Source organism: Candidatus Cloacimonadota bacterium (genome assembly GCA_019429305.1).
GTDB lineage: Bacteria > Cloacimonadota > Cloacimonadia > Cloacimonadales > JAJBBL01 > JAHYIR01.
Map to the genome: position 1 here is coordinate 1 of JAHYIR010000010.1, position 14,188 is coordinate 14,188.

A 14,188-nucleotide genomic window follows, 5' to 3' on the forward strand; every position below is an offset into this window, starting at 1 on the left:
CTAGTGGGGAATTTAATACAGCAATTGGAACTAATGCTCTTTATACTTCTAATGGTTATGGTAATACAGCCATTGGGAATGCAACACTTTTTGAGAATGAAACAGGCAACTACAACACAGCTGCAGGTATGTGGTCAATGTATGAGAATATCAATGGTAATTATAACACAGCCCATGGAGTTTCCGCTGGAGATTGGCGTACCAATATTACTTATGGTACTTTTGTTGGTGCAGATGCATATGCCAGCGCAAATAGCTTAACGAATGTTGCCGGTTACGGCTATAATGCAAGACCTACAGCCAGTAATCAGGTTCGTATTGGTAACAGTTCTGTTAGTTCCATTGGTGGCTGGGCTGGTTGGACTAATCTATGGGATAGCAGATACAGTAGAAATATAGAGGATGATGTAGTTGGCTTAGAATTTATTACTAAATTGCGTCCGGTGACTTATCAGCTTGATGTGCATGGATTGGCTAATGAACTGGATGAAGACTGCCGTCGTGATGCAGATGGAAACAGCTACATTGATACCCCCGGTATTAAAGACCAACAGGGAAGATCAGAAAAAAGTACCATCCGTTATAGCGGCTTTGTTGCTGAAGAAGTGGAAAGAGCCGCCCGGGAAAGTGGATTCGATTTCAGTGGTGTTGACGTTCCTAAGAACGATAGTGATTTCTATGGTTTGCGTTATGCTGAATTTGTTGTACCTCTTGTCAAAGCTGTTCAGGAACAGCAGGAGATAATTGATAGACAACAGAGACAGATTGATGAGTTACTACATCGAATAATGATTCTGGAAAGCAGGGGTAACTAATAGGGAGTAAAGAATGAAAAAGACAACCTTATTGTTCTTAATAGTTATGTTCTCAATCTTTCTATTAGCTGATAACCCAACCAGTGAGAACTATGTTTTAAAAGCTCATACTCTGTCGAGTGGTTCGGCTTTTAACAATGCACCTTCCTCTGTAAACTATATCCTGCAGGGATCTGTATTGGGAATCATAAGCGGAGATGTGGCAACCAGTGCTAACTACAGTCTGCTTCCAGGCTATTATTTGGGAATAGATGACTTAGGTGAACTATTGACACCAACAATCGTGAATATTTGGGTCTCATCGGGAAACTTCTTTATGGAATGGAGCGAGATACCTAGAGCAAATTCCTATAAAATATATGCCTCTGATGATCCATATAGCTTAGATTGGGGAGCACCTATAGCAGTTGTCGGTGTTACATCATACTCTGAACCTGTCAGTGTGATGAGAAGGTTTTATAGAATTGTAGCTTCCACAGAATTACTACCCAGTAGAGGATTACTTAGAGAAACAAGAAGATAAAAGCAAATAAATCAGGTATGAGTAATAAAAACTCTAGATAGTGCTAGCCATCTAAGAATTGGGAGGTTATTTTAAAAGAGTAGAATTGATATTAATCAAATAATTTGACATCTGCATATACTTACCATAAGTAGTATATTTACTTATAGTTAAAGGAGAGGTCTATGCGGATATATATATCACTCGATATGGAAGGAATGCCCGGAACGTGGAACTGGGAGCAGGAAAAGAGAGACCGGAACAGCGTCAAAAAAGCCATTTACAATCACACCAAAGATGTTATAGAAGCAATTTTAGGAAGCGTCGAGAATAGTAAAATCAGCGAGATAATAATAGCTGACAGTCACGGGATGGGAGATAATCTTGATTATGAAATTACTGCACTTGACAAGAGAATTAGTTTGGTGTCCGGTTCTCCCCGTCCTTTTTATATGATGCCCGCCTTCGATAAAGATATTAGTGCCGTTATCTTTCTTGGTTATCATGCCGGTTCCGGAGCTGCTCACGGTAACATGGACCATACCTATTCCAATAGCCGGGTTCACAGACTTTGGATCAATGATATTCCAATGAATGAAGCTTTTATCAATGCGGCTTATGCCGGTCATTATGATATCCCGGTGGTTTTGATAACAGGTGATCAGACGTTGAAAGAAGAACTACAGAATACACCACTCTCGGAAGCAGAATATGTTGTTACTAAACAATCGATCGCAAAATTTGCTGCTATGAACTACTCAATGCTGAAAGTACAGGAAGAGTTAAAAGAAAAGGTTAAGATCGCTTTGCAAAAAATCGAACAACCTCTTCAAAGATATAAATTCACATCGCCTATTACACTCAAGATTCTTTTTAACAGCTCTTCCATGGCTGATGTAGCAGCTTTAGTACCATGTACTACCCGTCTTGACGGGAGAACAATCGCTTTTACTCATAATGATTATGCGGTTGTCTTTGAAACAATAGTAGCTTTGACAACTATTGCTTATACCGTAAATCCATGATTTGATTAGTTAGTAATGATATGAAAACTGTTCTATTGATTTTGGTAGCAATCTTAGTTGTAATATTTATTACCCTTGTTCAGGCGTGTTCTGATAACCCTCTGGCTAATTATCCTGATATTGACCGGCTTGATAAACTACCTCCCGATATTATCAAAAGAACTCCTAAAATAGATCACCACCCCCCTATCCTGCATTCCAGTGATTATGAGGAACCAGTACCTTTAGGTGCAGGAGTTAACACATCAGGGGCTGAGGATTCTCCATATATTTTACCAGACGGTAATACTCTCTATTTCTTCTTCACACCGGATGTAAGAGTGCCGCCGGAACAACAAATATTAGATCAAGTTTCTGGTGTTTGGATCTCATATAAAATTAACGGTGAATGGCAATCTGCAGAAAGGGTTTGGTTGCAAAAGCCCGGAAAATTGGCTTTAGACGGCGCCGTTGCTATCCAAGATGATGAAATGTGGTTTGCCTCAGCAAGAGAAGGTTATACCGGAGTTAATATGTTCACTGCAGAGTTGGTAAATGACAGATGGGTCAATTGGACTTAATGTGGGGATCGACTTATGAAAGAGATCCAAATAGGCGAAGTACATATTCATAATGATGATCTCTATTTCCATTCAGATAGACCGGGTGGGTTTGGTCTTTATGATATTTGGATGACTACCAGAAGCGAAGGTGAATGGTCAGATCCGATTAATATCGAAGCCGTTAACACACCTGCCAATGAAAGCCTCCCTTTTGTAACAACAGATGGTAATGAACTCTGGTTTACCAGAACCTACTTGGGTACTCCCGCTATCTTTCGTTCAATCAAACAGGGTGATGATTGGGGTACACCTGAATTGGTAATATCACAATTTGCGGGAGAACCTACACTTGATGAAGTGGGTAATATCTACTTCGTGCATCATTTTTATGAGTATGGAGTAATGATAGAAGCTGACATATATGTTGCATACAAAAAATAGGAGATAGATATGTGGAAAATGATCAACCGTATCCTCTTCTTTTTATCACTATTTGTATTATATATCATCTTCAAAGAACTGCTTTTCCTGATCCATTATACCCAATCAATCCATCCCTATCTCATGTATGTAATCCTGGGAATATTTACGCTATTATTCATATTCCTAGTAGTTCTCCCTTTAGTTAGAATTTTTGCCATTTCCAAGATTTATGTAGTGACTGATAAACTGCATAAGACACCTGAATTACGACGTAAAAGAATAGAAAACTTTCGCAAGAACAATTATTTATTACAAATAGGTTATGATGTTGATTCAATTCAAGATAGCGAAGAGAGTTATGAACAGGTTATTGCTACGCTTAGTAAACAATGCGACCTGATCAGACGAAAATATGTCTTAAGAATCTTTCTCTCCACAGGTCTTTCTCAAAACGGTTTCTTAGATGCTTTTTTCATTCTTTCGGGTAGTATTAGCATGATCAAAGAGATATTTGTGCTTTACCATGGCAGAGTACCCGATAGAGAGTTGTTTAGTATACTCAAGAAAGTCTATTATTCAATGGCAATAGGTGGTTCAGGTTTAGTTGAATTTGCTGTTGAAGAATTTATGAGCAAGATGGCAGGAGATTTTCTGAAGAGCGTTCCCTTTGTGAATAAGATTTTTACTTCTTTAGCAGACGGCTATGTGAATGCAGCAATTTTTACTTGGGTTTCATTAGTAACTGAAAACTATTGCAAGAAGATTTATATATCATCTGATAGAGATTTATATCCGTCTTCAAAGTTCTTTTATGATACTTTCAGAAACATTGTTTCTGAAGCTATGGGGTTGGTAAAGAAGCGGGTCTTTGCAGGGAAAGCAACTCCTGATGACTTTAAAGAGAATAAAAGACGAAATATACTACATAAAATTCTGGGAATTAACCCTATTGTTTCCTAAGTAATTATGTAGCGAGTTCTAAGATTGATCTTTCTTTAACTTCTTTGCTTTTTTTTAATTTCTTATGGAATTAGACCATACATAGTAATATCTAACATAGTATTTTTGAATTTAATCATATCTACTTCATAATCACTTATAACCCAGATTCGAGCAATGTAGTCTAATATACAATGTGTGTAATAAGCTAATGCTCCGCTATCTACTTCCCTTATAAAACCTTTATCAATGGCTGTTCTACAGATATCCTGTATATACGCCATAAAATAGCGAAAACTCTGAAAAGTAGGATCTTGTAATGAGATTCGTGGTAATCGAAAATTATTACTGACTATATAGGCTATTATTTCTGGTCTTTTTTGGAAAACAGTTATAGCAGCATCAAATATACCATAAAACCTTGCTAGAGGGTTATCTATTTTTTTTAGTATAGCATCAATTTCTGCTAACATTATATCAATAGCTAAGTTATATGTCTCTATAAATAGATCTGTTTTATTGTGAAAATATAAATAGATAGTTCCATCACCAATACCTACGCTTTTAGCTATGTTTGAAATGGTAGTATTATCTAAACCATATTTTGAAAACATTTCGAAAGCTGTTTCAATAATTCGTTTCTTTAATGCTTCTCGTTTCGGAGAGAGTTCTTTTGTGTGTATGATCATATCACCTCTTCACTTACTATAGACTATATGTTGTTGATTATAAACTTTGGTGTTTGTCAATAAATGATTTCAATTTTTGATATAACTGTCATATTTCTAACAAAGATGGATAAAGCAACAAAGTAATTCTGCTACTCGTTTGTTTGCTTAACAACATTATATGGGTTATATTTTTATATAGATAAGGTTTTTGGAGGTAAGTCAATGATAGTACCTAAACCACTAAACGAAAAGATTTTATACTATCGTAAAGGTAGTAGAGAAAGAGAACTGTTAGTCAGTGAATTAAATAGAATTAGAAATGAGTTTGTTGATATACCAGCATTTATTGGTACTAAAGAGATCAGAACAGGAAAGATCTCTAACATAATTGAACCACATAATCATTCTCACAAAATTGGGCAATTTCATACTGTAGATAGAAAAGAAATTGAACAGGCAATGAAAGTAGTCCAAAATGCTTGGATTGAGTGGTCTTCGTTCCCTTATCAACATCGTGCAGCCATTTTTTTAAGAGCTGCTGAACTACTTAGCGTTAAATACCGTCATCAATTCAATGCTATAGTTATGTTAAGTCTGAGTAAAAATGTCCATCAGGCAGAGATAGATACTGCTGAATTAATTGACTTCTGGAGATTCAATCCTTACTATGCTGAGCAAATTTGGCGTAAGCATACTCTCATATCTCCACAGGGTGAATGGAATTACCTTGATCCAAGACCTTTAGAAGGTTTCATCTTCGCTATTACACCTTTTAACTTTGCCTCTATAGCCGGAAATCTACCAACGGCTCCGGCTATATTAGGAAATACGGTAATATGGAAACCAGCCAGTAATGCTGTCTATCCGGCATATTTCATAATGAAAATTCTAAAAGAAGCCGGATTACCCGATGGAGTGATTAACATGATTCCTGGATCAGGCAATGAAGTTGGTGATATAGTCTTAGAGAGCCCGAGTCTATCAGGAATACATTTCACCGGTAGTACAAAAGTATTTAATCACATCTGGAAAACGATAGGCAGCAATATCGATAAGTATAGAACTTATCCCCGTATAGTAGGTGAGACAGGAGGTAAAGATTTCATCTTTGTTCATAAATCTGCTAATATAGATAGTCTTATCACAGCAGTCGTTAGAGGAGCTTTTGAATATCAGGGACAGAAATGTTCTGCTGCCTCAAGAATGTATATCCCGGAGAGTGTCTGGGAAGAATTTAAAGAAAAACTGATAACAACATTGGATTCGGTAAAAACAGGAACTCCTCTTGATTTTCACAACTTTCACAATGCTGTAATTGATAAGAAGAGTTTTCAAAAGATAGTTAGTTATATTGAAGATGTGAAGCAAAGCAAAGTCACTGAGATCATTTTTGGTGGCAATTTTGATGATAAAAAAGGCTATTTTATTGAACCTACGGTAGTAAGAACTACAGACCCTAATTATATTACAATGCGAGAAGAGATCTTCGGTCCTTTATTGACAATCTTTGTCTATCCTGATGATGAATACAAAAAGACTCTTTACTTATGTGAATCTACTTCGGAGTATGGTTTAACCGGTTCAATATTTTCTAATGATCAACAGAGCATAATACTAGCAGAAAAAATACTAAGGCATAGTGCCGGTAATTTTTATATAAATGATAAACCGACAGGTGCTGTTGTCGGTCAACAACCTTTTGGCGGCAGCAGAAAGTCTGGAACAAATGACAAGGCAGGATCAATAGCTAATCTTCTTCGGTGGATTTCGATGAGATCAGTAAAAGTTAACTATCTTCCTCCAATAGATTATAAGTATCCTTTTATGGAGTAAACTTCATTATAATCGGATAGAAGACTTTACTACAGTAATGGCACCGAGACCGATTAATCTTAGATAATTCATCAACTTAGTACTATACTTTATTATTCCTTTGTATATACTCTTTAATAAAAGAGATCTCTGCTTTCCTATCAGGAAGCAAGTTATTCACCTTATATTTCCATAGTTCATCAAGAAGGCGACCAATTACTTTGCTTTCAGGTATACCTAAGGAAATGAGATCATTACCTTTTAACTCTGTACTTACAAAACGTGTTTTTGTTAAATACTGGACAAACTTTTCTTTTATCTCCGGTTTATTTGAATATGCTGTGAGATAAATTACCGATGGGAGATTATAATTCTTTAACAATAAACCAAACTCACCACTATCTCGTAATTTCTCGATATTGGGAAGATAGTTTTCTATGAAATATACAGTTTTTCTAATACTGTCGGTGAACAGATTCGAATATTTTAGCTGTCGTGCTATCTTAAGCTTAATCCGGAGACTTACATCTTCAAAAAGAGCCAGATGATAGCAGATCCATGTTTCTAACTCTTCTGTTGGAAAACTATTAGTAAACCAAATAGATAGCTCGTAAACTCGCTGACATATCTCTCTTTTCATTGTGGTAAAGACAAGATTTATATTGATATCCTTGAGTATGCCCAACTCCTCTAAACGCATAAAGAAAGTACCTGCTGACCCTTTTTTACATGATATGACCAATTCTGTTCTTATCCTTTCAACAGAAACATTTTTTAAACTCTTCAGTTTCAAGCTGCTGGTTAAAAGATGTAGAGTTTTAGTCTCTATGTTAAAACCAAATCGCTGTTCAAAACGAACTGCCCTAAGAATCCTTATCGGATCTTCAATAAAACTCATATTGTTCAAGACTTTTAAGACTCCCAGTCTTATATCTCTTCTTCCACCGAAATAATCTAATAAGAATCCAAATTGTTTCGGATTAATACAAACAGCCAAGCTATTTATTGTGAAATCACGACGATATAGATCATTTCTTATACTGGAATATTCCACTTCTGGTAAACTACCAGAACCTGCATAAAACTCTGTTCGAGCAGTGGCAACATCTATCTTGCGACTATTCTTTAAAATCACATAAGCAGTCCCAAATTGAGGGAAAGGTCTGTATCTCTTGCCGAATTTTTTGGTATATTCTTGAGCAAATAGCAATCCATCTCCCTCAACTACAATATCTATATCGTAGTTATAGCGTTGCATGATAAGATCCCTAACGAAACCACCGACTACATACGCCTTCATCCCTAAAGATTCTGCTACATGTCCTGCTTGTTTTAACAGGGTAATGATTTCTTCGTCCAGATTCTTCAGTATCAACCCTTTGATATTATCAAAATCAGTAGGGATCTCCTGCTGTTGGAAATGAAAATGGAAATGATAATGTAATAGATCACTACGGGTAATTATACCACGTACTATACCTTGTTCATTAACAACAGGTATCCTGCCAATATTGAAATCAACCATTGTTTTGTAAACCGTATAAATAGATTCATTATCTTTAACTGTAATAACATTCGTTGACATAGAATTTTCTACTGACATTTTACCCATGTTGTGATGTATGGCACGACTAACATCCTTTTTTGTTAATACCCCTTGAATCTTTCCTTTATCACCAATGACTAGAGTGCTGTAATTTTTGTTCAAAAGAAAATCTCGGGCTTCATATACCGTCATTTCCGTTTTTACAATGTCAACCGGGACAGTCATAATATCTCCTGCAGTACCATAATCTAAGACCTGATTCTCCACTAACTCGATGATAGATTTCTTCACATTTTGACCATCTTCTCTTATCATCGAAGCAAAAGCTGCAGATTTATGACCACCACCACCCATTGATTGCATTAATCTGTCTAAGTAAATAAAATCATAATCATTTCTGGCAATAACCTGTACTTTGTCTTCACGATAGCAAATACAAAAGATAAGTTTAAGATTTCGGCTCGCCTTTACTGTCTGTAGAAGATACGCAATATCATCCTGAAATCCTTCTGTCTCTATCTCAATGAAAGAGATCTCAATACCTTTGATTGATATAGTTTCACAGATAGCTAACATATGATTGATTAATTCCAACTGTCTGGCTGTAAACTCCTTTGGCAAGAATTCACGAATGAGATTGAGAGAAGCTCCTAAGGAGAACAGATATGATACTGCTGCAAAATCTTTTGCAGTAATATTAGCATTAGTAAAATTCCCTGTATCTTCATAGATTCCCAAAGCAAATATTGAGGCATAAAAGGGACTGATCTGAATGCCGGCATTTTTTAAGAAATCCAGCATTATGGTTGTACAAGCACCTGTATTGTCAAAATGCATATAATCGCCAATTATATCTGTTTGAGAATCAGGGTGATGATCATAACATATTACAGTTACTCTCTTCCGCTTCTGTTCACTTTCGGTTAGATATTGACCAAACTTACTCATCCTGGTTACATCTCTATTATCAACTGAGATAATCTTTGTCACTTCTTCCGGATTGACGTTTTTTTCCTTTAAGAGATCAAATTTGTTATGATAACGTTCTAAGAAGCTTTTCAAATTAACCTCTACTGATCCGGTCAAACAGAGTTTTGCCTCTGGATAAAGAAGTGAAGCTGCTAACATAGAAGCAAACCCGTCAAAATCACAATTTGTATGGCTGATGATTATTTCCATAAAGCAACTATTTATAGTCAGATAAGCTATTCAGATGAAATTTCTTGTTATAATGGTTACTCAAATGAATCAAGAAAACATTCTTGATCTCATCAATAATCTCTTGGGAAATAGTTTTTTCTTTAGTCTGTTTCAAACTGTAGATATTACACAAAGCATAAGAGGTTTCCTGTTTTAGTTGAATAAGACTCTTGTATTGAAGTGGTTTGTAACAGTTTGCACATAAAAAACCGTCTTGTTGTGGATAAAAATAGGTAAACTCTTTTGTCATGCAATTACTGCAACACATCTCTATAGATATCCCCAGAAGAGAAAAAAACTTCAGAACAAATCTTGAAAATATCAGAAAGTAATGATATTCGGATTTTGTTAGGTAGTTAAGAAAATCAACTAACAACTCATAAAAATCTATGCTTTCTCCAATCAGAAACTCACATTGCAATAGTAATTCTCCCGCCGCATTGACAAGTAGTGTGTTCTGATAATCTACTCCATAAAGATATGATTTAACTATATTAGCAGAGCGGAGTGTATATATTTGAGTTTTCTGTGTTTTATATAACTCCATTTGAACCTGAGAAAAGGGTTCCAAAATACCTGTTAAGCTACTCTTTTCTTTATATACTCCTGAAGCAATGATACTGATAATACCAAAATCTTTAGTCAAGCACCGACAAAGAACAGAGTTTTCCTTATAGGGCTGTCTCTTCAACAAGATACCCTCAGTATGAAAAAAATTGGTATTTTCACTAACCATCTGCTCTACCTCAATATAATCTTAAGGTAGTGTTATCAGCTATGCTGTCCAGATATTTCTTAAAAGGCGGCTTGTAGTTTAGTTTCTAAATAGGTTGTTCCTTTAAAGACAGCGGATCGTTCGTTTTATTAAATACCTTGAAAATCAAAATAAGAATGATAACTGCAGGAACAGCAGTCCACCAAGTAATCATATCATCTTTAATTATGTACTGGATACCGGGAATATAATCTCCATATCTGGCGACTATAAGAGCAAGTGCATTATTGGCAGTATGGGCTAAAATAGGAATAAAGATGCTTCTTGTCCTTAAGAGAGTATATCCAAGCCAGAATCCAAGTATAGCTACCGGAATGAATCTAAACATATCTAGATGTAACACAGCAAAAAGTATTCCGCTGGCTAATATACTGTTCCAGACCCCTTTCTCACGAAATGCTTTGATAAAATATCCTCGAAACATCACTTCTTCAGTTATACCTGGTAATAGAGCAATCACAAATAATGAATACCAAAATGTTCTCCCCTCAAGGAAAAATAGCTGCTGAAAACTCTCGAGGTAGTGTTCAGGAAAAGGATAGATGATATTGATGATTTGAGCAAGGAGATTAACTAAGATAAAAATGGGAATTGATATGAGAAGAATTGTGATATAATTTAGTGGTTTTGTTCCTCTTATACTCAAAGTTTCTTTCATATCAAGCTTTCCGAACCTTATGACAATGAGAATAGGAAGGAATACTAGGAAAATTAAAGTTCTGATCAGTCCCTGTTCTAAATCTCGAATTTGCCAACTCAAGCCAACATAATAAAATAGTAACAGAATAACAATAAAGAATAGCATGGCAAAGCCAGGTGAGAGTACTTTCCAACCCCCTTTTTTCCCGCCTGTGATAAGAGAATCTTCTGTTGTTCTAAACAAAACCTCTTCTTTATAAAATAATCTTATAGAGAAAGCAACGGCTAAAACTACCAAGATACAAGTCGATATTAAGGTAGATAGATAAAGAGCAATATTTAGATCTCCGAGCATGATCTCTTTTATCATGAGAGATACATTGATCACTGGAATCAATGTCATCCCAAAAGTAGTATCTATTGCCGGCAAAGCACTAACAAGAGATAAGAGCATTGCTACTATCATCAATGGTTGGGTATAGCTATAGCTCTCTTTCATGTTGCGTGAATAAGTAGAAAATGAGAAGACTATTGCGGCAAAGAAAATGATCATGGGAACCATTAGTATAAGAATAAGGAAGAGACTGCCAAAAGGTATTTGGATAGCCACAGTCTGAGCAGCTTGAGATACAAGATGACGAAAAGAAAAGAAGATACTCGCTAAATTCAACAAAACAGTGATTAAAGAAATACTAATAACTGCAGAAAACTTACCGAGTACTAATTCGCTTCTTTTGGCTGCACTAACCAGTATCGTTTCCAGCGTTCCTCTCTCCTTTTCGCCAGCTACAAGATCAACAGCTGCTACTGATGCTCCACTAATTGATATCAAAATAAGAAAGTAAGGTAGAATACGAGCTAATATCATTCCTAAAGTTTGTTGTTCAGTCGCTACATCTTCTGCTTCTATTTCAATCACTTTAAGAATATCTTCTGAGATATTGATGGCTCGTAGTCTACTGCCGATCATATCTTTCTCAAGGTCTCTCAAAACCCTGCTTATTATACTATAAGCCAGTTCACTCTTTTCATCTACTCGGTTATAGGTTATCTTTGCATTTAGATATGTAAAGTCATCACTAATATCTTCAGAATCAAGAGTTACTAGTGCTTGGATGAGTTTCTCATTAAAAAGTTGTTCATAACTCTCTACTGGTTGCAATATCTGCAATCTTGGTGTCTCTTCAAGTTTATCATAAACCAATTGAGAGTATTCATCTTGAGCATTATCAATAATATAGATTATGACTTCTTGTTCATGTAGTTTAACCGTTTGGCGAGATAACAGAGTATTGAAACCTATCATAAGGACAGGGTATAGGATGATCGGTATTACTATTGATGAAATTATTGTTCTTCTATCTCTGAAAAGGTCAAGCATCTCTTTACGATAGACAATAAAGATCTTTTTAATACTCATCTGCTTTAACCTCTTCATCGAGAATTTTGGATGCATTGACATAATGTACGAAGATATCATCAAGATCAGTTAATCCCGTCTTCTCTCGCATGTTTTCTATTGTACCTTCAGCTAATAGTCGACCTTGATGGATCAATTCAATTTTATCTGCAATACGTTCGGCTTCTCGCATAATATGGGTCGAAAATAGGATACACTTCCCCTCTTCTTTACATTTATAGATAAAAGATACGATTGTTCTTGCAGTTAGAATATCAAGTCCTGCAGTCGGTTCATCGAAGATCATGATTGGTGGATTATGAATGATAGAGCGGCAGATAGATACTTTTTGCTTCATACCAGTTGAAAGAACATCTACTTTCCGGTCTAAAAAGTCATGCATATCAAGAAGTTCCGCCATTTCGGCAATTCGGCTTTTGATATCATTCAAAGGAACATCATAGAGTTTGCCAAAGTAAGTAATGATCTCTCGGGGAGTTAAACGGTTATACAATCCTGTATCTCCTGACAAGAAACCAATAACGTTTCTTACTTTGTCAGGATTATCTCTAATACTATATCCTTCAAGTAATGCATCTCCCTCATCTGCCTGTAAAACTGTGGAGAGCATCCTCAACATCGTCGTTTTACCGGCTCCGTTAACTCCCAGCAGAGATACGATTTGTCCCTTTTCAGCAACGAAAGAAAAATTGTCGACAGCCCGAAAGCTGCTTCCGTTTTTCTTCTTGAATATCTTAGTTAGTCCTTCAACCTTAATCATTCTTTATCTTATGGATGCAGTTTTATTTACCACCCGGTATAAAGTTGGTTTTATCATTGATCAATCTTATGAAACCGGCTATTAGTTTTGCCGTATCATCAAGATCTTTCAGAGATATTACTTCATTGGGAGAATGCATATAACGGTTTGGAATACAGACCAGACCGGTAGCAACACCAGCTCTGGTCACCTGAATTGCATTGGCATCTGTTCCCGTAGCTCTTGACTCCACTTCGATCTGGAATTTTATCTTTTCCTTTTTAGCTGCCTCTTTTAAAAGATCAAAGACCTTGGGATTGATATTTGGTCCTACTGCAATTACCGGTCCTTTACCTATAGCAATATCACCGATCTTCTTTTTGTCGGTATCGGGATGATCTGAACTAGTTGTGACATCGATTGCTATACCCACATCCGGATCTATACCAAAGGCACTTGTTCTTGCACCCCGCATTCCAATCTCTTCCTGAACTGCAGAAACAGAATAGAGGTTAGTTACTATATCCTCTTGGGCTAAATAATGTAAAATAGCTCCAGCAACAAAGACACCAACTTTATTGTCAGTTGCTTTTGTTGTGATTACATCTTTATGGAGCGTTTCCAAACCAGGTGAGAAGGTCACAATATCTCCAACTTCAATTCTTTTCTCTGCTTCTTTTTTATTTGGTGCACCGATATCAATCCATAAATCGGAAAGCTTGGTTCCTTTTTTCAAATCCTCATCAGACATTAGATGTATTGCTTTCTTACCAAAAATACCACGTACTATCCCTTTTGCTCCGTAGATATTTACTCTTAAACCGGGTAAAAGATTGGCATCAATACCACCAACCGGTCTGACATAAACAAAACCTTCGTTATCGATATAATTCACCATAAAACCGATTTCATCAACATGACCACAGATCATGGTTTTCAATTTACCTTTTCCTTTACGTAAAGCGATTACATTGCCATGTACGTCAGTTTTGATGTCATTGGTATATTTCTTAACAAAACGACGGTAAACGTCCTGTGCCGGTTGTTCAAATCCTGAAGGACTGGGTGCCTCTACTAGATCAGTGAAAAATTTGCGTAGTTCTTTCTCCATACTCAACTCCTGTTATTATAAAATAGTTT

General features: G+C 36.1%; 13 protein-coding genes. 7 read left to right on the forward strand and 6 right to left on the reverse strand.

The features are described 5' to 3' along the window. The 6 genes from K0B81_05555 to K0B81_05580 all read left to right on the forward strand — a co-directional run. Window positions 1-815: tail fiber domain-containing protein (locus tag K0B81_05555; protein MBW6516067.1), on the forward strand; the 815-nt coding region annotated here is incomplete at its 5' end. A gap of 13 nt (window positions 816-828) precedes the next feature. Then, window positions 829-1,338 carry a hypothetical protein gene (locus K0B81_05560; protein MBW6516068.1) on the forward strand — a complete coding sequence of 170 codons (510 nt, stop codon included), beginning with the start codon at window positions 829-831 and terminating at the stop codon, window positions 1,336-1,338. A 164-nt stretch (window positions 1,339-1,502) separates the two neighbouring features. After that, window positions 1,503-2,342 (forward strand): M55 family metallopeptidase, encoded by an 840-nt coding sequence (locus tag K0B81_05565; protein MBW6516069.1) that lies wholly within the window; start codon window positions 1,503-1,505, stop codon window positions 2,340-2,342. Window positions 2,343-2,362: 20 nt separating this feature from the next. Continuing rightward, the gene (locus tag K0B81_05570) at window positions 2,363-2,902 is read left to right on the forward strand and encodes a hypothetical protein (GenBank protein ID MBW6516070.1); all 540 of its coding nucleotides are present in this window, start codon (window positions 2,363-2,365) and stop codon (window positions 2,900-2,902) included. A 15-nt stretch (window positions 2,903-2,917) separates the two neighbouring features. Then, window positions 2,918-3,325 (forward strand): hypothetical protein, encoded by a 408-nt coding sequence (locus tag K0B81_05575; GenBank protein MBW6516071.1) that lies wholly within the window; start codon window positions 2,918-2,920, stop codon window positions 3,323-3,325. 9 nt (window positions 3,326-3,334) lie between these two features. Beyond that, window positions 3,335-4,267 (forward strand): hypothetical protein, encoded by a 933-nt coding sequence (locus K0B81_05580; protein MBW6516072.1) that lies wholly within the window; start codon window positions 3,335-3,337, stop codon window positions 4,265-4,267. A gap of 62 nt (window positions 4,268-4,329) precedes the next feature. On the opposite strand, the gene K0B81_05585 is transcribed toward K0B81_05580, so the two are convergent. After that, window positions 4,330-4,935, reverse strand: coding sequence for a TetR/AcrR family transcriptional regulator (locus K0B81_05585; protein ID MBW6516073.1), 606 nt, complete (start codon window positions 4,933-4,935; stop codon window positions 4,330-4,332). 204 nt (window positions 4,936-5,139) lie between these two features. Here K0B81_05585 and pruA point away from each other — a divergent pair, with 204 nt between their 5' ends. Continuing rightward, window positions 5,140-6,750, forward strand: a complete 1,611-nt coding sequence (gene pruA, locus K0B81_05590) for an L-glutamate gamma-semialdehyde dehydrogenase (protein MBW6516074.1) — start codon at window positions 5,140-5,142, stop codon at window positions 6,748-6,750. Between the two features lie 82 nt (window positions 6,751-6,832). Here the strand turns inward: pruA and K0B81_05595 are convergent, their stop codons facing one another. The 5 genes from K0B81_05595 to K0B81_05615 all read right to left on the reverse strand — a co-directional run bounded on the left by K0B81_05595 (window position 6,833) and on the right by K0B81_05615 (window position 14,159). Next, entirely contained in the window at window positions 6,833-9,454 is a 2,622-nt protein-coding gene (locus K0B81_05595) for a CBS domain-containing protein (GenBank protein ID MBW6516075.1), read from the reverse strand. A 7-nt stretch (window positions 9,455-9,461) separates the two neighbouring features. After that, window positions 9,462-10,211 carry a DNA repair protein RecO gene (gene recO, locus K0B81_05600; protein ID MBW6516076.1) on the reverse strand — a complete coding sequence of 250 codons (750 nt, stop codon included), beginning with the start codon at window positions 10,209-10,211 and terminating at the stop codon, window positions 9,462-9,464. An 85-nt stretch (window positions 10,212-10,296) separates the two neighbouring features. Continuing rightward, window positions 10,297-12,309, reverse strand: a complete 2,013-nt coding sequence (locus K0B81_05605; GenBank protein MBW6516077.1) for an ABC transporter permease — start codon at window positions 12,307-12,309, stop codon at window positions 10,297-10,299. Further along, complete coding sequence (locus K0B81_05610; protein ID MBW6516078.1) at window positions 12,299-13,069, reverse strand: ATP-binding cassette domain-containing protein; 771 nt, start codon at window positions 13,067-13,069, stop codon at window positions 12,299-12,301. Before K0B81_05610 ends, K0B81_05605 begins: the two co-directional genes overlap by 11 nt. 22 nt (window positions 13,070-13,091) lie before the next feature. Then, window positions 13,092-14,159, reverse strand: a complete 1,068-nt coding sequence (locus K0B81_05615; GenBank protein MBW6516079.1) for a M42 family metallopeptidase — start codon at window positions 14,157-14,159, stop codon at window positions 13,092-13,094. Window positions 14,160-14,188 lie beyond the last annotated feature (29 nt).

Coding starts and splice junctions, on each gene's coding strand:
- K0B81_05560 (MBW6516068.1), top strand. CDS start 829: ATGAAAAAGACAACCTTATTGTTCTTAATAGTTATGTTCTCAATCTTT.
- K0B81_05565 (MBW6516069.1), top strand. CDS start 1,503: ATGCGGATATATATATCACTCGATATGGAAGGAATGCCCGGAACGTGG.
- K0B81_05570 (MBW6516070.1), top strand. CDS start 2,363: ATGAAAACTGTTCTATTGATTTTGGTAGCAATCTTAGTTGTAATATTT.
- K0B81_05575 (MBW6516071.1), top strand. CDS start 2,918: ATGAAAGAGATCCAAATAGGCGAAGTACATATTCATAATGATGATCTC.
- K0B81_05580 (MBW6516072.1), top strand. CDS start 3,335: ATGTGGAAAATGATCAACCGTATCCTCTTCTTTTTATCACTATTTGTA.
- K0B81_05585 (MBW6516073.1), bottom strand. CDS start 4,935: ATGATCATACACACAAAAGAACTCTCTCCGAAACGAGAAGCATTAAAG.
- pruA (MBW6516074.1), top strand. CDS start 5,140: ATGATAGTACCTAAACCACTAAACGAAAAGATTTTATACTATCGTAAA.
- K0B81_05595 (MBW6516075.1), bottom strand. CDS start 9,454: ATGGAAATAATCATCAGCCATACAAATTGTGATTTTGACGGGTTTGCT.
- recO (MBW6516076.1), bottom strand. CDS start 10,211: ATGGTTAGTGAAAATACCAATTTTTTTCATACTGAGGGTATCTTGTTG.
- K0B81_05605 (MBW6516077.1), bottom strand. CDS start 12,309: ATGAGTATTAAAAAGATCTTTATTGTCTATCGTAAAGAGATGCTTGAC.
- K0B81_05610 (MBW6516078.1), bottom strand. CDS start 13,069: ATGATTAAGGTTGAAGGACTAACTAAGATATTCAAGAAGAAAAACGGA.
- K0B81_05615 (MBW6516079.1), bottom strand. CDS start 14,159: ATGGAGAAAGAACTACGCAAATTTTTCACTGATCTAGTAGAGGCACCC.